The following is a 20,521-nucleotide window of genomic DNA, read 5'->3' as shown; positions in this document are numbered from 1 at the left end:
GTCCCTGCCTGGTGCCGGGTGTCGCGGCTGCAACCGGCACACAGCTCTTCCCCGTTGTACCGACTCAGGCGGCATCGGCAGAGGCTGCAGAGCGGGGTGCCGCCAGCAGGTGTGGGAGTGTCCACGACGATGTGCTCTGTGCCTGACCGCGATAGGGCGGCCTCGGACGAGCGTCGAGACGAGTAGCCACTGCCGGCCATCCCATCCGTGCGTGGGCTCGGGCAGCTCCTGGATGCGTCGCCCCAGGTCTTCGCGCCCGGGAGCGCCGTGCTCAATCCCTGATCGGGCACCGGTTGCCTCCGTTAGTCCGTGATGCCCTCAGGCTGGCGCCAGTCATGACGAAGGACCCGGACAGACTGTCCGGGTCTAATTTTTCTTGTTCGTAGCATTATTGATGGATCGTCAGGAGATAGTTCTGCCAGCCTCGTCCAGTACGGCCTCCCACGGGTACCGGCGTCCCGGCATCCCTGCCCGCGGCTCGGCGAGCGGCCACACCTTGGTTCCGTAGATCAACCGCACCCCCGAATCGTGAAGGGCTTTGATGTGTCCCTCCCATGCGGGGTGGCGGGCATGCGCGGCGTTCACCCGGGGCCAGACGACTACAGGGAGGTCCAATGTCCCGATGGCCTCATTGACCTGTGTCAACGCCTGGTTGTCTGAGATCCCGAGGGCGAGCTTGGCGACGGTGTTGGCACTGGCCGGGGCGACGACGTAGCAGTCGACTGGCGGATGCGGCCGGGAGTCACCTGGCAGGCGCGGTTCGGCCCGTACGGGAAGGCCGGTCAGCCCTTCGAGTTCCGTGGTCTCCCCGCTCGCGCGGAGCCACTGACCTGCGGTCGGTGTGAGCGTGACTGCGACCGTCCAGCCCCGTTCGAGTGCCGGGACCACGAGCCCTGTACGCAGTTCCTCGACCCCACCGGCGCTCGATCCCACGACGCCCAACACCTTGCCTCGCACCGAACTCACTGCACCGCCCTGCATCGTTGGGCCATGGCCAGCAGCTCGGACGAGTGGCTGCCGCCCATGACCGGGGACTGTTTCCTCAGGTCGCGAAGGGTCTCACGTACGCGTGGATTGTTCCGCACGAGCTGCGGCGAGGTGCGTTCGGCCTCCCGCAGCTCGCTGAAGGACTCATCGACGCGACCGTTGAGGCAGAGGCCGCGGGCGTAGTCGATGCGATGGGACACGGCGCGCTCCGCCGGCATGTGGGAGACGTCGATGTCGCCATGCTCGACGACGTACGGGATGTTCTCCAGGTCAAGCTCGATCGACAGGCGGTGCAGCTCGACGTTCGTCGGACCGAAGCATGTCTGCCAGTGGTTCTCGTCGGAGCCGAGCCGGATAGCGAGCCGCTGCGCCTTCTCCAGCAGGGAGTCGGCGGTGTGGCGATCCTGGTGACGTGCGGCGGCCGCAGCTGCTCGCAGATGAATCATGCCGAGCAGGCTCAAGGCGGCCGGGTCGTCGTCGGGAACTTGGCCCGCGAGCCAGGCAGCCGCGGTATCGCCCAGTTCCAGGGCGTCCTCGTAACGCCCGTTGGCCAGCAGTGCATGCGTACCGGAGCGGGCAGCGGACACGAGCGACAGCGGGTCCTCGGATTCGTCGGCGGCCCGCATGGCTCGCTCGGCCGCGAGCCACGACAGGTCGGACTCGCCGACCTTGGCGAGGGTGGTCGCCGCCAGGTGATGCGTACGAGCCGAGACGGCGAGGCCGCGTCGGCGCTGATCGCCACTCGGAAGGTTCTCCAGCTCCTGGGCCATCCTGAGCAGACCGGGCAGTGCGGCGATGACATCCCCGAGAACGCCGGCCTGGTCGTCGCCCCAGCTGCGTTCGACGAAGACCTGCGCCTGTTCCGGCTGAGGCAACTGCCGCTCCGCCGTACGACCGAATAGCAGCTTGGAGAGACGCCGAGGGCTCATCAGCGCATCGCGGACGGCCGGCACGTCGTCCATGTGCTTCTCCCCGCCCTCCATCAGGACGGGCTGACCCACCAAGTCGCCGAGCGGGACCCGCAGTACACGGGCGAGCTCGGCGAGCTTGTCGATCCTTGGCGGCTTCCGCACACCTCGCTCGATCTTCGACAGCCAGTCGGTGCTACACCCGACGAGCCCGGCGAGCACAGGCTGCGTATAGCCCCGGCGCTCGCGGTAGAACGCGATCCGCTCTCCGACGCTGAGGTGATCCCCAAGACCACGCATGCGCGCTGCCTCCTCGACGGTTGGTCCGTCATCCACGTTAGCGGCCGAGCAGGCCCCGAGATCACGGAGCGATTCGGGCCGCCGTGCCGCGCTCAACATCCGCTATCGGGCCTAGAACGGGCCGGACACTCTGTCCGGCTACACCAACGAGTCCACCAGCAGCAAGACCGTTGCACGTCCGCGGACAGGTTCCTGCACGACAGCCAGGCGACGGACCCGAAGCCCGAGTTAGTTGGTGGAGTCATTGGGGAGGCGGTGTCCTGACCGCTTCCGTCTCCACGGCCCGTCGGAAAATCACGGGCGCAGTCTGTGAACACGCGGGATAGTGCCACACCATGTCGACTGGCCCGGAGGGTGCGTTGTGCTCGGTCGGGTACAGCGTGGTCAGCGCGTCGCACTGACGGAACTCCTCGATCAGCGGGATCGTAGCGTGGAGCCGCGACAGCAAGGGATGTTGGTCGTCATGGCGGAGAAGCGTCGGAAGTTCGCCGCGGAGTTTCGTGAGGGGGCGGTATGCATCGTGACGGTGCTCTAGTCCGCGCTGTGGATTCGGTAGGCTTGCCGTATGTCTGCTGTCCCGGTCCGTGTTCGTTTTGCCCCGTCTCCGACCGGCATGTTTCATGTCGGCGGGGCGCGGTCCGCTCTCTACAACTGGGCGGTGGCGCGACAGTCCGGTGGCACGTTCGTGCTGCGGATCGAGGACACCGACGCTGCGCGGAACAAGCCGGAGTGGATCGAGGGCATCATCAGCGCCCTCTCCGCGATCGGCATCAATGACTCCGACGCCGCGTTCGAGGGCCCGTACTTCCAGTCCCAGAACGCCGACCGTCACCGCGAGGCCGGTCTTCAGCTGTTCACGGCCGGGCGCGCGTACTACTGCGACTGCACCCGTGAGCAGGTCTCGGAGCGGACGGGCTCGCAGCAGCTCGGGTACGACGGGTTCTGCCGGGACCGGGGGCTGGAGTACGAGGCGGGCCGGGCAATGCGGTTCCGGACTCCGGACGAGGGCGAGACCGTGGTCGTCGACCTGATCCGCGGGGAGCCAGCGTTCCCGAACAATGCGATCGAGGACTTCGTGATCGCCCGCGGGGACGGCTCTCCAGTCTTCCTTATCGCCAACGTCGTCGACGACCTGGACGAGGGAATCACCCAGGTCATCCGGGGTGAGGAGCACCTGTCGAACACGCCGAAGCAGCAGCTGCTGTGGGAGGCGCTGGGTGCGAGGCCACCGGTGTGGGCGCATCTGCCGGTGATCGTGAATGAGAAGCGGCAGAAGCTCTCCAAGCGCCGGGACAAGGTGGCGCTGGAGGACTACCTCGCCGAGGGCTACCTGTCGGAGGCGATGGTCAACTACCTGATGCTTCTCGGCTGGGGCCCTGGCGGCGATCAGGAGATCCTGCCGTACGAGGAGCTGGAGCGGCTGTTCCGCGTTGAGGACGTGAACGGGTCCTCTGCGTTCTTCGATGTGAAGAAGTTGGCAGCGTTCAACGGCGAGTACATCCGGGCACTCGACCCGGAGGCGTTCGCGGCGGCGTGTGCGCCGTGGCTGATGGCTCCCTACGCGCCGTGGAAGCCCGAGGCGTTCGACCAGGCCGTCTTCGAGACGGTGGCGCCGCTGGCGCAGACGCGGGTGGCAGTTCTGTCGGAGATCACGCCGAACGTGGACTTCCTGTTCCTGGACCAGCCGGTCTTCGACGAGGCGTCGTGGGCCAAGGCGATGAAGGGGGGCGCCGCCGACGTATTGCGCGACGCCCGTAGCGATCTAGCCGCCGCTCCGTGGAACGCGGGCGACCTCAAGGCTGTACTGGAAGCCGTGGGCGCCAAGCACGGGCTGAAGCTCGGCAAGGCCCAGGCTCCGATCCGGGTTGCGGTTACCGGCCGCACCATCGGCCTGCCGCTGTTCGAGTCCATGGAGCTGCTCGGCCGTGACCGCGTGCTGGCCCGGCTGGATGCTGCTACCGAGCGGCTGGCCGCTCAGTAGCACCCGATCTCAGACGATCTTGGCCAGCAGGCTGCCCCAGGCATCGGCGAAATAGCCGGGGTCGAACTTGGCGCCACAGCAGGTCGCCCGGCTGCATGCGGATGGAGAGACGATTCGCCGCGTCGTGCGGTGGTGGCTGTTCGGCAGCGATGGCGCCGCTGATGGCCGCCCCCACCTCCTTCTGTGCGGAGCCGCCTTCAAGCGTGGCCCCTCCGTCAACGGCGACTCGGTTCTGGCTCTTCGGCACCTTCCGTGAAGCCACTGATCTTTGTGTAGCCCCCTAAGGTTGGGGATCATGCTGTTGAGCTGCTGAGAGTCCTGTTTCCGAGCCTGACGCAGGTGATGGTCGATCATCGCTAGATGATCCACTTCACGGAAAGTGCCGAAGAGTCTCAGTGCTCCCCGGAGTGTCACCTCTCTTCAGGCGTCTGCTGCGTCTCGCCTGCTCCTTGGGATCCTGCACGGCCGGCTTCTTGATAACGTCTGTCAGTCGCTAAGGAGGCTCAGTGTCGTCTTCCATGTCCGCTACTGTCTCGGTCGACTTGCGAGTTGAGCCGATCGAAGGCGTGCTCGGCGAGGTCGAGCGTTCCCTCCAGACACGTTTGGACCGGGGCACGCTGGTGCGAAAGCGCCGCTCGCTGGGTGCACGTACGGATCGCGACACGTGGGTGCGGATCGAGCGGCGCCGGTTTGAAAAGATCGGAAGCCAGGGTTGGAACGGCACTGAATGCGCCGCCCTTCTAGAAGGCATCGTGAAGCCTCCGTGGCACCGAGCCATCGTTTGGCGCCAGCCTGGCGACGCTGTGATGTGGCGTGCTGATGAGACGGATCTTCTACCCGGAGCGCCCATCGGCAGCAGCGTCTTGGTCGCTGATCCGGAACTCCCGGATGAGTGGTGGCAGGCGCTGAATACGTCGATGGACGCGTTGGCCGTTCAACATACGAGACGCGTCGCAACCCCGGACACTGTCACGATCACCCAAAGCGGCGTCGCCGAGGCAGTCCGCCGGTTCCTACCCGGCGGGGTTGACACTACGGTGAGCACATGGTGGCCGGCGCACGCGGACCTCAACTGGGCGAACATGACTGGGCCGGAGTTCAGTTTGTTCGACTGGGAGGACTGGGGCATGGCTCCCCAGGGACTGGATGCCGCGTCCCTGTGGGGCAATTCCTTGGCCGTCCCGGCCTTGGCTGAGCGCGTCCGCCATGAACGGCGTCGCGACCTGGAGACCCGGGACGGCAGGCTGATGACCTTGTTCACTTGTGCGAAGATCCTGGCTCCCGATGCGCACCCCGAGGATCCTCGCCTCGGACCAGCACGCCAGATGTCGGCACAGATTACGGCGGACCTTCAGAAGGACTGACGGCGTGCCCGCTCACGAAGGAGCTTCCGATACATGCGCAGGTTCGTGTCGTCAACCTCGTACCGCAGGGCCGCGACCAGCTCTCGCAAGTGGGAAGGGTCGTCTGAACCGACAGTGACCGCACCTACGCGAGGTAGCCAGTAGGCAGTCCGGAACGCGGCTTGTACGGCCGAGAGTTCATCGGCATCGCTGCGGATGAATATCCGGGGGTCGAGGTTGTCCCACAGCGGGTCTCTGGTGCTGCCGCCGAAGGGACTCATGCCCCAGAACTGGGCCATTTCAAGATCCCACCCAGTGGTCAGAGCTTCCGAGGCTTCCAGGAGGTCGAGGCTGGCGAGGAGCCCGGCGCGGACCATGAGCACGTCGGGCTTGGGCAGCGCTGCGTCTACGAGGCCGGGCAGCGGGCGTGGATCCCAGGAGGAGATACCCCAGGCTCCACACAGCCCTTCTGCCGCTGCTCTCTCCAGAGCAGCACAAGCCATACCTAAGACCTCCCGCGACTCGGCTGAAGATCCGGGCAGCGAGCGTTCCGGGTTGTGCAGGAACACCAGGTCCGGTGAGCGCCCCAGGTCATGGTTCGTCTGCTCTACGGCTTGCCGGAGCCGGCCAGGATCAAGCGAGTGCTCAGCCTGCCCGGCAGCTGGGAAGAACCCGACCTTTGTGGACAGCATGAAGCGGGAGAGGAGATCGCCTCCGACGTCCGCCAAGGCGGCATGGGCCGAGAAGCCGCGATAGTTGAAGCTGGTGTCGATCGCGTCGATACCAAGGTCCAACGCGTGGGTCAGGATCCGGCGCTCGTAACGAGACCGGTGTAGCCCGAGGACAATTCGGGGGTCAGATTCGCGCACAACTCCTCCTCCACCAGGATCTTCGCCAGCACCTCTATCTCGGCGCCCACCACACGTGCAGCATCATCCAGATGTACGGGATGACCGCTCAGAAGCATGCGCAACCCCGGCAGGGCCTTGACCGCGAAGGTGAGTTTCTTACCCGCGGACAGCACCTCGACTGTCTCCCCACACTCCCGGATCAGGGGTGGGAACTCCGCGACACACGCCACAGCCTCCAGCGGGCCGAAGATGCTCAAGAACGGAACGTGCCGGGCCGCGGGGGCTTCCTGCTCGCGGAGCGTGAGAAACTCCGCAGGATCCCGGGTATCGATCAAGCGGGAGGCAGCGGTGGCCAGCAGCCGTTGTTGGGCCCTCTGCACTTCGGGGCTGCCCCAGCGGTCGAGGTCATGGCGGAACACCTCCTCGCGGCGGGACCAGTCGGCGAGCCAGGTCAGCCAGTTCACGGCGGTGCGCTTGGCGAACCCGAAGGTGACGTGGGTGCTGTGGCCGCCACCTCGTCCGATGCGGGTAGCCGCGTGCCAGTAGCCGCGCGGGATGTGCATCACGTCGCCAGCCTTCATCGTGCCAGTCCACACGATCTCTTCGCTGGGGGTGTTGTTCCGCTCCGCGTCCCGGAACATGGGCACGGCCCGAGATGCGCCGCGCACCTCCCACTGCTTCTCGCCGGCCAGTTGAACGATGAGAACGTCGTGGTCGTCCCAGTGCAGATCGAACCCGGACGCGTCGTTCGTGGTCAGGTACACGTTCGCTTGGACGTGCTCCCGGGACCACCACTGCATCGCGCGGCAGACCACTTCCATCGTGGGATCGAAGACGTTCGACTGGTCCAGGACCAGCGTCGCGCCCTCGCGCAGAAGACTGCCCACGCGGCGCATGTCCACCATCGGGATCGCCTGGCCCCGAGGGGTGATCTGCGGGGTGAGGTACGCGTCGGGGTGCAGTTCTCCGCCACCCTTGAAGAAGCGGAACTGGGGATTTGCGAGGCTCCTGCGCATGATCATGTCGAGCAGGCGCGGAGGCGTGAGAATTCTTCCCAGGACCAAGTGGTCGCTGATGCTTCCCCTGGCAAACTCTGTGCCGAGCCGGCCTGGACCATCCCACCCCAATGCCTCCTCGATGGCACGAACCAAACGGTGCTCCATGGGCTGTTCCCTTCCTTGATCCAGGTGGGACGGGGAGACGGAGGGGCCGCAGTCACGACCCCTCCGCCGGAGAACTGCTGACTACTCGGCGTGGTTCAAACCGTCGCCACCCGGCCACGGGCCGTCACCCGAGCTGCCCTGCCCCGGGTCGGAGGCGTTGCTGTCGTGCCGGTCGTGGACGCTCGCGAGGGCTTCCACGGCGATCAGAAGGCCCTCCTCGACCGGGGGCGCTTTGTCTCCCACTTGGTGCTCCTTCCTTTACCGTTCTCCCGCCGGATCCGGCGGGAAGTTTGTCGCGCAGGCGCTGGCACTGCGGGTTGGGTCGCCCTGCAGTCGTCGGGGATTCACGTGGGGCGGGACCCTGGGGGCGTTCGCAGCCGGACAGCGTTTACCCGCAGCACAGGATTCCTCCTCCTGCACGTTGCCTCTGCTCACTGGTGGTCGCTGGGTGTCTCCGTTCCGGCCGAATCGCCGGGCTGCGGCGGTCGGGTGGGCTCAACCATGAGAAGGATGGCTTGCCAGACCTGATCCTGAAGTGCCTGGATGCAGGATCCGACGGTGTACATCGGTGCCTGAGTGCCAGCCACACTCACCACCGATCCACAGGACGCGGATCCACCGGCTGCCGCAGTAGAGCCAGCAGAGTCCGTTCACCTATCGATTGCCGTCGTCCGCCGCAGTCGGGGGGCAGACCGTCCCGGTCGAACTCTGCGATTCCAGGTATTGCCCGGTGCTGCATGGCCAGTTCCGGCAGCACAGATCAGCTATCAAGATCAGTAGGGAGAGGCGGCTACGGGCGCCGCACCGTCCTTCTCGGTGACGGCGAAGAGGAGGGTAGGCTCGTCGAGGATGTCGCGGCCGACCACGCTCTTGTACAGCTCATCGACGCTGTCGAACCGGGCCTCGGAGTAGTTGAGTTCGAGCAGGGCGGTGACCTGGCGTACCGACGCCTCGTCGGGGCCCTCGATATCCACGAAGGTGGGGAGGCCCGGCCAGGTGTCGAAGGCGAAGGCGACGTCGCCCAGGTGCCATTCCTCGCGGTAGTTCTCCTGGTAGCCGACCTCGTGCATGCCAAGACGGCGGAGGATCTCGGCCATGACGCGCACGTCCGCGACCTCGGTCTCGATCTTCGTCGTGTTGTTGATCGCGGTGGCATCGGAAATCCGATTCAATGCCAGCGTCGATCGCACGCCCTTGTCCCGCAGATGGACTCGGACACCGCCCTCGATGGCGTCGTTCTCAAAGATCTTGCGGGTGAGGAGGGCACGTGAAAACGTCCGGACGGCGCCAAGACCGGTCACCTTAGCCTGGAGGCCGGCGACGTCGATGGCCAGGAACTTGGCCCCATACTCGCGCCTCATGAGTCTTTCGTCCCGTTGCGGAATAACCGCAGGTGCAGCATCCCGATCCTGCGGATGCCGGTGGATTTCTCGATCATGCGTGAGCCTCCTTCGGACAGTGACCTGCTTGGAGACTCGATAGTGACCGAGCACGTACGGACCGCATCACCGCGTATACGGACAGCTGTGAGGACGTCCTGGGACGTTTTCAGCGCGCTGCGAAGGTCTCCAGAATGCCGAGTAGTCCCGCGGCATCCGACAGATCCGGCAGCACCACGGATGCACCGGCAGCACGCAGCTCCCCCGGACTGTGGATGCCCGAAGCGACCGCGACGATCCCGGAGCCCGTGGCACGGGCGGCCTCCACGTCCCGGGGGGTGTCCCCCACCAGTACGGCGGGGACATCAGCCCGTACGCCGCGTAGGCGCTGGGCCCGCTCCCTGGCGACAGTCACCAGATCGGCACGCTGCTCGGCGTCGGCCCCGTAGGCCCCAACAGGCAGATCCAGAAAGGGATCAAGACCAAAGGCCGACAGTTTCACACGGGCGTTGGCTGCGATGTTGCCTGTCAGGATCGAGGACACCCAGCCCTCGTGTGCCGAGGTCGCCTTCAAAGCGTCGCGCACTCCTGGCAGAGCAGTCCCGCGCAGACGGAGATCCCTGAGACGCTCTTCCCCGGCGCGGACTAGGGCAGCTTCGACCACCCGCCACTCGGGCTCGGGGAGACCGTGGCGAAGGAACAACTCGCGCATGATCAGGCGGTCTGTACGACCCTCCGTCCGCGCCGGCCCGGCGGGCTGACCTCCCACCAACGCCGAGAACGCAGCGGCGTAAATTTCCTTGCTCACCCCCGCGTTGTCGATGAGCGTGTGGTCGATGTCCCAGAGAACGATGAGCCGCATGCAGTCAGGGTAGGGACACCCCCCTGCCTCGGCCCCATGAGAACGTCCCAATACGTCCTTGCTACACCATGTCGGCCTCGGCTTCCATGGCATGTGTGAACAAGCGACTCCACTCCGCACTCGCCCAGCGCGGCGTCTCGCCCGAGTCGCTCGCCGAATTCTGTGAGGTGGATCCCAAGACCGTCGGCCGCTGGCTCGGCGGGCGCGTGCCGCACCCGCGGCACCGGTTCCGGGCCGCGCAGCACCTGCGGGTCGAAGAGACGTTCCTCTGGCCAGTCCCTCAACCACGTGTCAGTCGATATGGCGTCGAACTGGGTACCGAACTTGTCGGCACCTACCAGAACAGGGCCAGTGCTCCCCGGGACATGTGGCTCTCGCTGCTGCAGGAGGCCCAGGAGCAGATCTGCGTCCTCGTCTTCTCCGGTACGTTCTTCGCACAGTCCAACCCGCATGTCGCCAAGATGCTCTCCGAGCGCTTGGCCGACGGCGTCCACGTGCGTCTGTGCTTCGGTGACCCGGCCGGCCAGGCCGTCGCCATCCGGGGCCGTGAGGAAGGCATCGGCGACACTCTCGCCGCCAAGATCCGAGCCTCGCTGACCTACTACCGCACCTTGCTACCCGAGGCAGGGTGTGAGGTGCGGCTGCACGACACCACGCTCTATACCTCCCTGTTCCGCTACGACGACAACTTGCTGGTCAACCCGCACGTCTGGGGTCAACCGGCGAGCGCCAACCCTCTTCTCCATCTCAAAAGGGCTGATGTCACAGGGTGGTTCGACAACTACGCTCGGAGTTTCGAAGCTGTCTGGGCCGGCGCACGGCCCTGGACGCCCAACCACGAAGGGACCGCCGCAGATGGGCAGGACTGAGTACTACAACGACCCCACCGCCCCCAAGGCGAACACCCTCATCCCCGCCAGCAACCTGCTCGTCGTCGACAACAGCGGCGCCGTCCTGCTTCAGCGCCGCCGCGACACGGGCCAGTGGGCCCTGCCCGGCGGTGCCCAGGACATCGGCGAGACGGCAGCACAGTGCGCGGTACGCGAATGCCTGGAGGAGACCGGCATCATCGCCGAGATCACCGGCTTCTTGGGCGTCTACACCAATCCAAGCCATATCGTCGCCTATAGCGACGGTGAGATCCGCCAGCAGTACGAGAACACGTACATCGGCCGCCCGGTCGGCGGCGAGCCCACCATCAACGACGAGGCCGACGGCGTCCGCTTCATCCAACCTGTGGACCTCGACCAATACGACATCCACCCCAGCATGCGCCAGCAGATCGGCGACTACCTCGCCGGCACGTACCCCTACCTCGGCTGAGTCGCCAGCGCCGCGTCCACCCGTTCCACAGCGGCGAAGATCTCCGGCGCCGCCCGACGGATGAACCGCCCCACCACACTGTCGGCCCCGTAGCGGCCCACGATCTCCGCCACCCGCTCCTCGGTAGAGGTCCGCTCCCCGTCAGGAGTCGTCGTCATGTCGCAATAGACCAGCGCGTCCACCAGCAGACGCTCCTCCAGCAACGGGAACTCCAGCTCCAGTACCTCCCGCAGCCCCCGTTCATCAGCCTCCAGCACTGCGAACGAGTGGTTCGCCACCAACCGCACCAGAGGCTCATCAGCGCTGTGCACATCCCGGAGGAACCGGGCGCCGTCGAGTGGGTGGAAGCCTGTCACCGCCAGTCGGGGCGCGTACCCCACGTCGTGGAGCGTGGCGGCAGTTATCAACAGGCCGGCGTCCTTCCCCAGGATCCGCGCGAGATCGGCCGCGCGGGACGCAACCCCCTTGGAGTGCGCCCAGCGCCGTGGAAGCGTCGCTTTCAGCTCTGCTTCTCCCACCCGCATCGCCCAGTCCACCATCGACCCGTCCATAGCCAGGTTCATGCCCAGGTAGCACCCCCATCAGTCAACAGAGCCCTCTCCGCGCTCACAGGGCACCTTCCGTGAATGATCACTCACACTTGTCCCCAAAATGCAGCATTCGGAACGTGGTGGCCTTACGCACCCTCAAGTCAGATATGATCGCCGGCATCGAGGAGGGCGCCTTGGCCATTCTGGAGAGCAGCGGAGAAGCATGGCGCACCAGTGGCACGCATACCCTGATTCAAGCAAGATCCTGAGAGGCGAGGCACCCAGGCAGATCGGGTCGAATTTCGGCGCTCATGGATACGCATATGCGCACCCATTCCAATCCCTCTATACCGCAACCGCCAGGCGCGCAAGGAGTGTGTAGCGTTCGCCGATGAGGACAGGCCGTACGCCATGTAGGAATTTCCGCGTGGCGGGGAATGCTACGAACGTCCCTTTGCGAGGGCGGAATTCGAGCTGGGGATCCTCGAAATACAACGCGCCGCCACTGTAGTCCTCAGCCGAGTTCAGGAAGAGGATCGTTGTGATGTCTCCTCCCAGCACTGGCTGGCCGTTGGATCGCGCACGCTGCAGTTCAATCTCGGTAACCTCATCGTGGTGCGTGACGAAGCCGACGCCTTCTCCGTAACGGTAGACGACCTGGGGTTGTCCATCCATGGGCTGGGTCGCCACCCCGAAGTAGTCCTCGACCAGGCCGGCCGTTTGCTGTGTCACTGTCCCGGCCAGATCGCCAGGCACCTCGGCAAACTCGCAGTTGCGTAGCGCCTCGTCGACTATTCCCTGATAGCTACGCGGTCGTGGAGCACTGAGTTTGAAGTGTTGCAGGATTTCGTCGCAAACCTGCTGAGGCAGGGCGTCTTCCACGACGAGAGGTCCTCTTAGTTTCCAATGGATCGCGTGCATGACTACGTTACCTTTCCTCGTACCACCAGCGGGTTGTGTCCGTCGTGTCCTCTAGAACGATTCCTCGGCCCTGGAGGCTCTTACGGATGGCGTCTGCTTCCTCGAACTTATGGGCGCTACGGAGTGCCCGGCGCTCAGCCAATTCGGCCTCGATGGCCACGTCGTTGCCTGAATGGTCTTCGATGTCGAATGCATCGAATAGATCGTCAACATCCTGCAGCAACGCCCGAGATGATGGTCCGGGAACCTCTCCACTCCTGTTCTGTTCCCGAATGAAGTCGAACAAGGCAGCGAGCGCGCCGGGGGTGTCAAGGTCGTCGTCTAGCCGCTCAAAGATGCGCTCCCTGCTCCTGGAGATCAGGGAAATGCTCTGCTGGCTCTCGGGCTGCGCTGGGTCGATCAGGCGAGCGAAGTTCTCCACTCGGCGACGAGCTGCGCTGGACTGGGCGATGACGGTGTCGGTGAGTTCCATGGCTGAGCGGTAATGATGGGACAGGAACACGTACCGCAAGGTCCGATAGTCGGCGGTCTTGAGAGCGTCGCGGATGGTCAGGAAGTTGCCCGTACTCTTGGACATCTTCTCGCCGTTGATGCGCAGCAGCCCGGTGTGCATCCAGTAGCGGACGAGGGGGGCCCGTCCGGATGCGGCTTCCATCTGTGCGACCTCAGCCTCGTGATGAGGGAAGATCAGATCGACCGCGCCGCCGTGGAGATCGTATTGGGGTCCGAAGAGCGCCTCGGTGATGGCCGTGTCTTCGATGTGCCATCCAGGGCGGCCGGCGCCGAGTGCAGTGTCCCAATAGGGTTCATCCGCCTTGCGGGCCTTCCAGAGGGCGAAGTCTCCCGGGTTGCGCTTGTACTGATTCTCGTCGATCCGGGCTACCGAATCTTCCGGACGCGTCTCGGTGCGCCCCGATAGTTTGCCGTAGTCGGGGAAAGTGGACAGGTCGTAGTACCAGCCGTCTTCGAGCTGATAGGCGTGACCCCGTTCGATGAGTTGCTGGATCTGGGCGACAATCTGCGGGATGTGGTCGTGAGCGCGGCCGTAGACGTCCACATTGGTGTTGTGAAGGGCGGCCATGTCGTCGAGATAGTCGGCCTCGTAGCGGGTAGCAAGGTCGCGAGGGTCGACACCAGCCTCGGATGCCTTGGCAATGATCTTGTCGTCCACGTCGGTCAGATTTTGCGCATAGATCACCCGATACCCGCGCTTCTTCAAGTAGCGGGCGATCAGATCGAACTGCGTGTAGGTCTTGGCGTGGCCGACATGGCTGAGGCTGTACACGGTGGGGCCGCATACGAACATCTGGACGACTCCGGGAGTCCTGGGAACGAACTCCTCTTTTCGCCTGGTCAGCGTGTTGTGCAGGTAGAGGGGCATGAGTTGTCATCTCTTCGGATCACTGGCCCGTTTGGGGCCAGTAGGGCGTTCGGGCGCGCGTGTCGTAGCTGAGCGTAGTGTGCAAAACTCGCGCTGTTCCACCGACAGTTGGCGGGCTGGCACACTCGACTCAGGCGACATCCGCCGAGGGCGCAGCGCATTGTTTGCCCCTGACCTGTAGCTTCTCCTGGTAGATGGCTCGGACGGCCTCTGCCTGTGGGCCCGCCACGGCGATACCTGCGCTCTCGCAGAATCGCTCAAGGGCATGGATCCGGCGTTGCAGATCTGCGAAGGTCAGGTCACAGCGCATCACCTCCTTCAGGAGCGCGGCCTGTTCCCCCGTGATAAGGGAGAGCCCCAGGAGCAAGTCCAGTTTCCACTTGCGATTGGGTACGAACTGGTTGGCGGTCACGTAGATGCAGTCGATGACTTCTTCCAGCGCCGCGTTCAGTACGTGGTGCCCGGCCTCTGGACCAAGGCGCCGACCCTGACGTAGCGGCATCTCCCGCACGTCCCACGTCACCCGGTTGGCCAGCCGCTGCTGCTCCCGCACGAGGGCGAAGTGCCCCCGCTCGACCTTGCGGCGGATCAGGCGACCGAAGGCGCCTCCACGGTCCATCAACTGTTCACTCTTGTTGAGGTAGACGTCGCACTTCTCACCCCGCCAGATCGTGCGGGGATCATCTTCGTAAGGCAGGATGAGTTGGTGGATGTTGACCTCCATTCGGCCCCAAGGCACCGGAACGTAGAAGAGGAATGGCGGAACCCAAGTGGGTATGCGGTCGGCGAGAATCCGGTAGGTGTCCTCGGGGTGGGATCGCCATTGAGACTGGTCCATGGGGATATCGAGAACGAGCGATACATCAAAGTCGGACTCTTCGTCGAACACTGTGAGGTTGCCGGGACTGGAGGCACTGGACGACAGGACGTAGATGGCCTGCGTCTGAGAGCGAGACATGAACTCATCCAACAGCGGCTGCATCGCTAAGCGTGCACACTCCAGAGCCGGATTGCTCTCGCGGGTACTCAAGGCCGCTCCTCCAATCGTTGGCTTGCGGCATAGTCGCGATCGGCGAACAGCGAACGGAATGCCTTGATCAGGGCGATGCCGCTACGCGTCAGGCACTGCCCTTGCGGCGTGGTGAGGGTTGCCCGGCCAGCCAGTCGCCCTATGGCCGCCCCGGGCAGCACGACCGTTCCGGGGCGAGGGACATCGTTCACCGTGAACTCACCAGCATGGCAGTCGGCCAGGCCAATGCCCGCGCGTACGTAACGAGCCCCGTCGTCCGCCAGGGAGTAGACGCCCGGTCGGGGTGGATGCGATACACGGTGTGGCGGTCCGGTATGCCGAACAACTAGCTGTACACCCGCGCTAATGTGCTCCGCAGAGGGGCCAAGGCGGGCCCCCGTGACGTGGCGGCACAAGGTCGGCAACTGACCGGCCTCTCGCTCAAGCTCCCCCAGCAGCCACGTTGACGCCTGTACACGGGGATTTATCTCCAGGATGGTCACTTCTTGCTCGTTGACCGCGAAATCGATCCCGAAGATTCCCCGATGCCCCAGCTTGGCGAGGCGTTCTCCGAGCCGGGCAGTGAGGCTGCGGCCGGACTGGAGCACTCGTGCCGGCAGCGCGTCGGCCAGGGCGAAGTCACTCCCGGCGTACTCCCCAAACCGGGAGCCGGCCTGGGGTAGGTTCGCTAATTGGATCGACGGAGCGGTGACGGTGACCTCCCCTTGAGGGGAGACGAGGCCATGGTGGTTCATGGTGGTTTCGCCGGCGTATGAGCTGACCAGCCATCGCCCGTTGCCCGGATAGCGCGCTACGGCCGCATCGATGTCCTCCTCTCGGCGGATCAGGAATGTGCCCGCACCGCCCGACCCGACCGGCGTCTGAACAACGAATTGCAGGCCGAGCAGTCGCGACAGTCGCTTGTAGCGCAGGCCAGCCGTGGCAACCGTCGCGCTCACCGGTACTGGCATCCCGATGCTGCGCAGCCACTCGCGGGCTTCGATCTTGTTTTCCAGCCACAGCACGGTGTGGCTCGCACGCCCTCCGCGGGCGACCAGCGCGCGCCATGCCGGACTGAAGCAGTACCCCACGACATGGACCGCCCCCTGCTGAGCCAGAAGTTGGGGCGCGTGACGCAGCAACACGTCAAGGTCGGAGCTTCGCCACCTAGCCCTCTCGCCGGAGAGCTGTTCGAGGGATAGAACCTCGATGTTGAAGTGCGCGGCCCAGCCGGGGTCTGGTGCCTCGCAGGACCACAAGGTGGTGAGCAGTCCGTCGCGGAGCAGTGGCAGGAGATCGATCGGCCTAGGGGTCAGGCCGACGATTTCTCGCGCGGGTCGAGGATGTGGTGCGATTCCCCCTCTCATCTGGACTCGCTTCGATAGGCGTGGTGAAGAGATCGCCCGAGCGTGAGCGCCACCCCGCCGTGTGTGCGCTGGATGTTTGTCAGGCCAGGGCTGCTGTTCCCTTCGACGATCAGCGGTCCGTTCGCGCCCACGGCGATGTCCCAGCCGATCAATGCGGTTTGTGGAAACAGCGCCGCGCAATGCTCGGCTAGTGCCGCGACCTCGCCGATCATGCCGAGCTGGTAGCCGTCCAGTACGACCCCAGACCCCGGGTGTCGAGAGTGTTGGGTGAAGTTCTCATCGAACCCAGGGCCGTCGAGTCGCCCGGTTTCGCGGTCAACCCGCGCGTACAGGCCGCCGCTGTGAGCGTTATCCACGAGGCCGGTGCCAGTGCCGAGCTTGAGGACACAAGCCACGACTCGGGCTCCAGCGCGCGGATGCCATGTCGTGATCACCCTGAATGTATTGAGGGAGGCGCTGTGAAGTGCTGCCAGGTCCGGGTGCTGCTCGATGTACTCCTCGATGAGCCACTCACCCCACACGGCACCGTACCTGGGCAGGGAGAAGGGCGTACTGCTGTCGTAGAGGAGACCAGCCTCGTGCCGGAGGACCCGTACCCCCTCCCCTCCGCTTGAGAACCGCGCTGGTTTGATCACTACCGCGCTCTTACTCCCGAGGGCCTGGGAGACCTGCGCCCGAGAGGAAGTGGGGGCCATTTTCCCGGAGGCGTCGAGGCACTTGTGGGCATCTCCGCTGAGCAGAAGTGCAGGCTGATGGATCCCGGCGGAGGTGAGAATACGTTTACAGGAGAGTTTGTCGTCCAACAGTACGGTGTCTCGGTTCACTGCCGGCAGTAGCCGGTAGTAGAACACCGTCTCCGGCAGGTACGAAAGGATCTGCCGGATGCTGTGCTTTTGGTCGTACAGGCCATAGCGAAGGTAGTGGAACGGGAGGCACCTCCAGCGCAGTGCTAATAGGAGCGCCTCGGCCGCCACAATGGTCGATGGCTTGCGGCTGGTGGACCTGCGGTATGCGGGCAGATAGGCGGCTGTCGTGCGTCGCATCTGATATCTGAGCCACTTGTGCAGCAGCAGCCGTGGCGCGACCGCTTTCCGGAAGGTCTCGTTGACGTTGTTGGTCTGCTGATTGAACTTCATGACGATCCTCCGTTCAGCCGGCGGCGAGTTCGATTCCCAGAAGGTGCAGGGCTTCGCCGAGTCCGTCTGCTGCGCCCGGGACGGTGCCCCCGCAGCAGATCGCATCAGTCATGTCTGATAGATGGCGGACTGCTGCCGGCGCGTCGAGGTCGTGGTCCAACGCTTCGCGGATACGGGCCAGGTGTGGGCGGGGGTCTGGACCCGCAGGCTGTTTGAGGGCGTGAGTGATCCGGGCGAGGAGCTGGTGGGCTTCGGGCAGAAGGTCCGGTTGCCACTCGCCGCCGGTGCGGTAGTGGTAGCGCAGGAGGGCAATCCTCACAGCCGCGGCGTCGTTGTCAGCTAGTAGGTCGCGGACGAACACGAGGTTCCCCAGGGACTTGGACATCTTCTCCCCGCCCATGAGTAGCGGCGCTGTGTGCATCCAGTGCTTCACGTACGGGTCACGGCCAAGGGCTGTGCTCTGGGCGTTCTCGCACTCATGATGCGGGAAGATCAAGTCCGAACCGCCACCATGAATGTCGATGGTCGGACCAAGATGCACGTAGGACATCACGCTGCATTCGATGTGCCACCCAGGGCGGCCACGGCCGAGTGACGTGGCCCACGCGGCTGGGTCGCGCGGATCAGCGATCGACCGCCACAACAGGAAGTCCAGCGGCTGACGCTTGCCCGGCCGTTGGAGGTCGCCGCCCCGCATGGCGGAGAACCCGCGCATCAACGACTCGGGGTATCCACTGACTGACGCGAATCGTGGCGAGGCTGCAATGTCGAAGTAGATGTCTCCGTCTAGGTTGTACGCGAAGCCACCCTGCAACAGTTCCTTGACTGAGTCGGTGATGGCAGGGATGTGCTGGCTGGGGCGTGGCTCGGCGTCTGGGTCCAGCAAGTTCAGGGTGCGCATCATGCGCTGGAACTCGGTGACTTCTTGATGGGTGAGGTCGAGGTAGTGCATGCCGAGCTCGTTCGCCTTGGTGTACATCGGTTCGTCAACATCGGTGATGTTCCGCGCTACCCGGACATTGGTTCCGAGATCCTGGAGTCGGCGCTGCAAAAGGTCGTACGTGAGGAACGTGAAGGCGTGTCCCAAGTGCGCCGCGTCATATGGGGTGATCCCGCAGACATATATCAGGGCCTGCTCGCCGAGCTGCACTTCCCTGTGTGTTTTGGTGGCGGTGTCGAACAGTTCCATCACGCGGTCCTTTCGGTCACCGTCGAGCCGTGCAGGATGTCATTTTTCTGGAGCCCGTCATCCGACTCGGGCATGACGAGAGTGCTGTAAAAGGTGAGGACGCTAACACCTGGTGGCCTGCTTGTCGGCCGGCCGGACCATGAGCGTGCTTCGGAACGGGCGAGAGTGCACATCCGACTGGTGATATCACCCGCGTGATGTAGCTGGGGCAGCATCGGGGCAAGCGAATTCCCGTATAGCTGGATGCGCCTCCTTCCTTCGTAACGGCTACCGCTGTCAGGCGTGCAGGGCGTCGACGACCATCCCTGCCGCCCTGCGTGCGGGTTATGTGAATGACATCGAGTTCGCTCGGTGAGAAGGAGCACGCAAGACGTGGCGCTGACGAGGAGGTGCCAGCTTCCCGGCGATGAGTCCGTGAGTCTGTTCGGAAATCGGCTTGGACTCGATCGGCGAGCTCCGGATGCCGAAGGAGAAGCCCCAAGGGACGTTGCGTCCAGGCCGAGTCGAGCGCCGAAATCCTCGTGACATCGCTCTTGAGGATGGATCCCATCCCCCACGTAGCCATCACCTGTCCTCACCGTCAGCGAGGTGTCCCAGCGGTAGCTCACCGCCGGCTCGCTCGGCCATCGGCCCAGGTGCCTCGATTGCGTCCTGGACCGCCGCGCGCAGTGCCTTCACTTCCGTGAGCAGTTGGCCGTCGGCAGGGCAAATCCGCCAGTGCGGACCCGGCCCGTGAACGCGATGCCATGGAGGTACAACAACGTGCTGCGTATCCCTGCCGAGGGGGCGTGTACCCGGCACGTCCCATTCGGCTGCCGAACCGGCGCGTACGAACCAGTAGAGGGCAGATGCAGGCGGATCGCTAATCACTGCACCGCTGCGTGACCCGAGTATTTCCAGAGCCCGCATGCCAATCCTGCGAGGAACGCGGATGGCGTCCCACTGAACTCCTGCGGCCTGTAGCTGGCAGTCCGCGACGGTGTCGAGCGTGCACTGGCGTGTTGGTTTCTCAGAGAGCATCGCGCACCGGCTCCTTGCCGCAGCTTGAGGCGTGCATGTGTTGAGATGCCATCTTGGCCGCGCCAGGACGTCCTCATCGAGGACTTTGATGGGACGTCAGAAGGACTTCTACAGGACTTACTTCATGAACGTGGGCGGTTTCTGGGCTCGCGTAGGACACACATGGGACTCTCAAGCCAGCGTTCCGTACCCGGAGGTGGCTCGTGTCCCGTCCCGCAGGCAATACGCGGCTCAAGGCGGCGCGCGTGGCTGCCGGCTACAACTCCCAGCAGGCCCTTGCAGATGCCCTCACCAACACGGCACCGCATCTGGGCATCCGGGGACTGGCTGTCGGGGTTCGGCAAATCCGCCGCTGGGAGTCCCCCAGCCCCCCGTGGCCCCAACCCGACATCCGCCGCGTCCTGACCCACCTCCTAGGGCAGAACGTTGAAGAACTCGGATTCACTCCTCCCTGGGGCACGGAAGGCCAGCGCCCGGCCCCCGCGCGACGAGGCGTCGTCGACAAGACCGTGGCCGTCTTCGGACTCACCACGGTCCCGGTGCAACCTTCGACCGTGATGCAACCTGCCAGTGTGGGCACGGACTTCGCCGCCGTCACCCATTCCCATCGCCGCCTTTACTGGTCGGTCGCCCCTGCCGCTCTGCACCCCGCGGTCCTTGCACACGCCCGGCTCGGCTGCGCGCTGCTGCCAGAGACCGCCAATCCCGGCCGGCGCGTCCTCGCCGCAGCCCTCGCCGAGTCTTAGTGCGTTGTGGCAAACCGGATCTCGTTCGAGGCGTACGGCACGGGTGACCATCTGTACGGAGGTACGGGTACGGCTGCGGGCATGAAAGAACGGGCCCCTTGGTAGTGACGCGGTTACGACACCCA

Annotated in this window: 18 protein-coding genes and 1 pseudogene; 5 read left to right on the top strand and 14 right to left on the bottom strand. The window is 64.8% G+C overall.

Features of this window, described 5'->3' with window-relative positions; translation table 11 throughout:
- Positions 1 to 402: 402 nt before the first annotated feature.
- On the bottom strand, positions 403 to 933 hold the full coding sequence (locus QMK24_RS33625; protein ID WP_283470665.1) for a flavoprotein: 531 nt from the start codon (positions 931 to 933) through the stop codon (positions 403 to 405).
- Between the two features lie 29 nt (positions 934 to 962).
- Positions 963 to 2,195, bottom strand: a complete 1,233-nt coding sequence (locus QMK24_RS33620; protein WP_283470664.1) for a helix-turn-helix domain-containing protein — start codon at positions 2,193 to 2,195, stop codon at positions 963 to 965.
- Positions 2,196 to 2,808: 613 nt separating this feature from the next.
- On the opposite strand from QMK24_RS33620, the gene gltX reads away from it, so the two are divergent.
- Entirely contained in the window at positions 2,809 to 4,176 is a 1,368-nt protein-coding gene (gene gltX / locus QMK24_RS33615; RefSeq protein WP_283470663.1) for a glutamate--tRNA ligase, read from the top strand.
- Between the two features lie 506 nt (positions 4,177 to 4,682).
- Positions 4,683 to 5,540: a hypothetical protein gene (locus QMK24_RS33610; protein ID WP_283470662.1), complete on the top strand. Its 858-nt coding sequence runs from the start codon at positions 4,683 to 4,685 to the stop codon at positions 5,538 to 5,540.
- Here the strand turns inward: QMK24_RS33610 and QMK24_RS33605 are convergent.
- The 5 genes from QMK24_RS33605 to QMK24_RS33585 all read right to left on the bottom strand — a co-directional run bounded on the left by QMK24_RS33605 (position 5,528) and on the right by QMK24_RS33585 (position 9,774).
- Positions 5,528 to 6,388 (bottom strand): aldo/keto reductase, encoded by an 861-nt coding sequence (locus tag QMK24_RS33605; protein ID WP_283470661.1) that lies wholly within the window; start codon positions 6,386 to 6,388, stop codon positions 5,528 to 5,530. The two genes, QMK24_RS33610 and QMK24_RS33605, sit on opposite strands and share 13 nt — an antisense overlap.
- Positions 6,322 to 7,533, bottom strand: a complete 1,212-nt coding sequence (locus tag QMK24_RS33600) for a JmjC domain-containing protein (RefSeq protein ID WP_283470660.1) — start codon at positions 7,531 to 7,533, stop codon at positions 6,322 to 6,324. Before QMK24_RS33600 ends, QMK24_RS33605 begins: the two co-directional genes overlap by 67 nt.
- Positions 7,534 to 7,614: 81 nt before the next feature.
- Positions 7,615 to 7,776, bottom strand: a complete 162-nt coding sequence (locus QMK24_RS33595; RefSeq protein WP_283470659.1) for a hypothetical protein — start codon at positions 7,774 to 7,776, stop codon at positions 7,615 to 7,617.
- A gap of 530 nt (positions 7,777 to 8,306) precedes the next feature.
- A complete protein-coding gene (locus QMK24_RS33590; RefSeq protein WP_283470658.1) occupies positions 8,307 to 8,894 on the bottom strand; it encodes a CYTH domain-containing protein in 588 nt (195 codons plus the stop codon).
- Positions 8,895 to 9,081: 187 nt separating this feature from the next.
- Complete coding sequence (locus tag QMK24_RS33585) at positions 9,082 to 9,774, bottom strand: HAD family hydrolase (protein ID WP_283470657.1); 693 nt, start codon at positions 9,772 to 9,774, stop codon at positions 9,082 to 9,084.
- Positions 9,775 to 9,869: 95 nt separating this feature from the next.
- On the opposite strand from QMK24_RS33585, the gene QMK24_RS33580 reads away from it, so the two are divergent.
- Both QMK24_RS33580 and QMK24_RS33575 read left to right on the top strand, forming a co-directional pair.
- The gene (locus QMK24_RS33580; RefSeq protein ID WP_283470656.1) at positions 9,870 to 10,643 is read left to right on the top strand and encodes an XRE family transcriptional regulator; all 774 of its coding nucleotides are present in this window, start codon (positions 9,870 to 9,872) and stop codon (positions 10,641 to 10,643) included.
- Positions 10,630 to 11,097, top strand: coding sequence for an NUDIX hydrolase (locus QMK24_RS33575; protein WP_283470655.1), 468 nt, complete (start codon positions 10,630 to 10,632; stop codon positions 11,095 to 11,097). Before QMK24_RS33580 ends, QMK24_RS33575 begins: the two co-directional genes overlap by 14 nt.
- Here the strand turns inward: QMK24_RS33575 and QMK24_RS33570 are convergent.
- The 7 genes from QMK24_RS33570 to QMK24_RS33540 form a co-directional block, all read right to left on the bottom strand.
- Entirely contained in the window at positions 11,085 to 11,660 is a 576-nt protein-coding gene (locus QMK24_RS33570; RefSeq protein WP_502962690.1) for an HD domain-containing protein, read from the bottom strand. The two genes, QMK24_RS33575 and QMK24_RS33570, sit on opposite strands and share 13 nt — an antisense overlap.
- 312 nt (positions 11,661 to 11,972) lie before the next feature.
- Positions 11,973 to 12,509, bottom strand: a complete 537-nt coding sequence (locus QMK24_RS33565; protein ID WP_283470654.1) for a 2OG-Fe(II) oxygenase — start codon at positions 12,507 to 12,509, stop codon at positions 11,973 to 11,975.
- A gap of 46 nt (positions 12,510 to 12,555) precedes the next feature.
- Positions 12,556 to 13,929, bottom strand: coding sequence for a cysteine--tRNA ligase (cysS, locus tag QMK24_RS33560; RefSeq protein WP_283470653.1), 1,374 nt, complete (start codon positions 13,927 to 13,929; stop codon positions 12,556 to 12,558).
- A gap of 130 nt (positions 13,930 to 14,059) precedes the next feature.
- Entirely contained in the window at positions 14,060 to 14,959 is a 900-nt protein-coding gene (locus QMK24_RS33555; RefSeq protein WP_283470652.1) for a hypothetical protein, read from the bottom strand.
- The gene (locus QMK24_RS33550) at positions 14,956 to 15,963 is read right to left on the bottom strand and encodes an ATP-grasp domain-containing protein (protein WP_283470651.1); all 1,008 of its coding nucleotides are present in this window, start codon (positions 15,961 to 15,963) and stop codon (positions 14,956 to 14,958) included. Before QMK24_RS33550 ends, QMK24_RS33555 begins: the two co-directional genes overlap by 4 nt.
- A 338-nt stretch (positions 15,964 to 16,301) precedes the next feature.
- Complete coding sequence (locus tag QMK24_RS33545) at positions 16,302 to 17,441, bottom strand: sugar-transfer associated ATP-grasp domain-containing protein (protein WP_283470648.1); 1,140 nt, start codon at positions 17,439 to 17,441, stop codon at positions 16,302 to 16,304.
- A gap of 13 nt (positions 17,442 to 17,454) precedes the next feature.
- Entirely contained in the window at positions 17,455 to 18,630 is a 1,176-nt protein-coding gene (locus tag QMK24_RS33540) for a cysteine--tRNA ligase (protein ID WP_283470647.1), read from the bottom strand.
- A 1,223-nt stretch (positions 18,631 to 19,853) separates the two neighbouring features.
- On the opposite strand from QMK24_RS33540, the pseudogene QMK24_RS33535 reads away from it, so the two are divergent.
- A pseudogene (locus QMK24_RS33535) lies at positions 19,854 to 20,393 on the top strand (transcriptional regulator); the annotation flags it as partial.
- Between the last annotated feature and the right edge of the window lie 128 nt (positions 20,394 to 20,521).

The sequence above is a fragment of the Streptomyces sp. PH10-H1 genome (genome assembly GCF_030063355.1).
GTDB lineage: Bacteria > Actinomycetota > Actinomycetes > Streptomycetales > Streptomycetaceae > Actinacidiphila.
The sequence above is the reverse complement of the archived record's forward strand: the minus strand, read 5'-3'. Positions and strand labels throughout refer to the sequence as shown.

Excerpts from the sequence above, each read along its gene's own strand:
- QMK24_RS33545 (WP_283470648.1), bottom strand. The coding sequence starts at position 17,441 with ATGAAGTTCAATCAGCAGACCAACAACGTCAACGAGACCTTCCGGAAA.
- QMK24_RS33590 (WP_283470658.1), bottom strand. The coding sequence starts at position 8,894 with ATGAGGCGCGAGTATGGGGCCAAGTTCCTGGCCATCGACGTCGCCGGC.
- QMK24_RS33570 (WP_502962690.1), bottom strand. The coding sequence starts at position 11,660 with ATGAACCTGGCTATGGACGGGTCGATGGTGGACTGGGCGATGCGGGTG.
- QMK24_RS33585 (WP_283470657.1), bottom strand. The coding sequence starts at position 9,774 with ATGCGGCTCATCGTTCTCTGGGACATCGACCACACGCTCATCGACAAC.
- QMK24_RS33575 (WP_283470655.1), top strand. The coding sequence starts at position 10,630 with ATGGGCAGGACTGAGTACTACAACGACCCCACCGCCCCCAAGGCGAAC.
- gltX (WP_283470663.1), top strand. The coding sequence starts at position 2,809 with ATGTTTCATGTCGGCGGGGCGCGGTCCGCTCTCTACAACTGGGCGGTG.
- QMK24_RS33540 (WP_283470647.1), bottom strand. The coding sequence starts at position 18,630 with ATGGAACTGTTCGACACCGCCACCAAAACACACAGGGAAGTGCAGCTC.
- QMK24_RS33600 (WP_283470660.1), bottom strand. The coding sequence starts at position 7,533 with ATGGAGCACCGTTTGGTTCGTGCCATCGAGGAGGCATTGGGGTGGGAT.
- QMK24_RS33620 (WP_283470664.1), bottom strand. The coding sequence starts at position 2,195 with ATGCGTGGTCTTGGGGATCACCTCAGCGTCGGAGAGCGGATCGCGTTC.
- cysS (WP_283470653.1), bottom strand. The coding sequence starts at position 13,929 with ATGCCCCTCTACCTGCACAACACGCTGACCAGGCGAAAAGAGGAGTTC.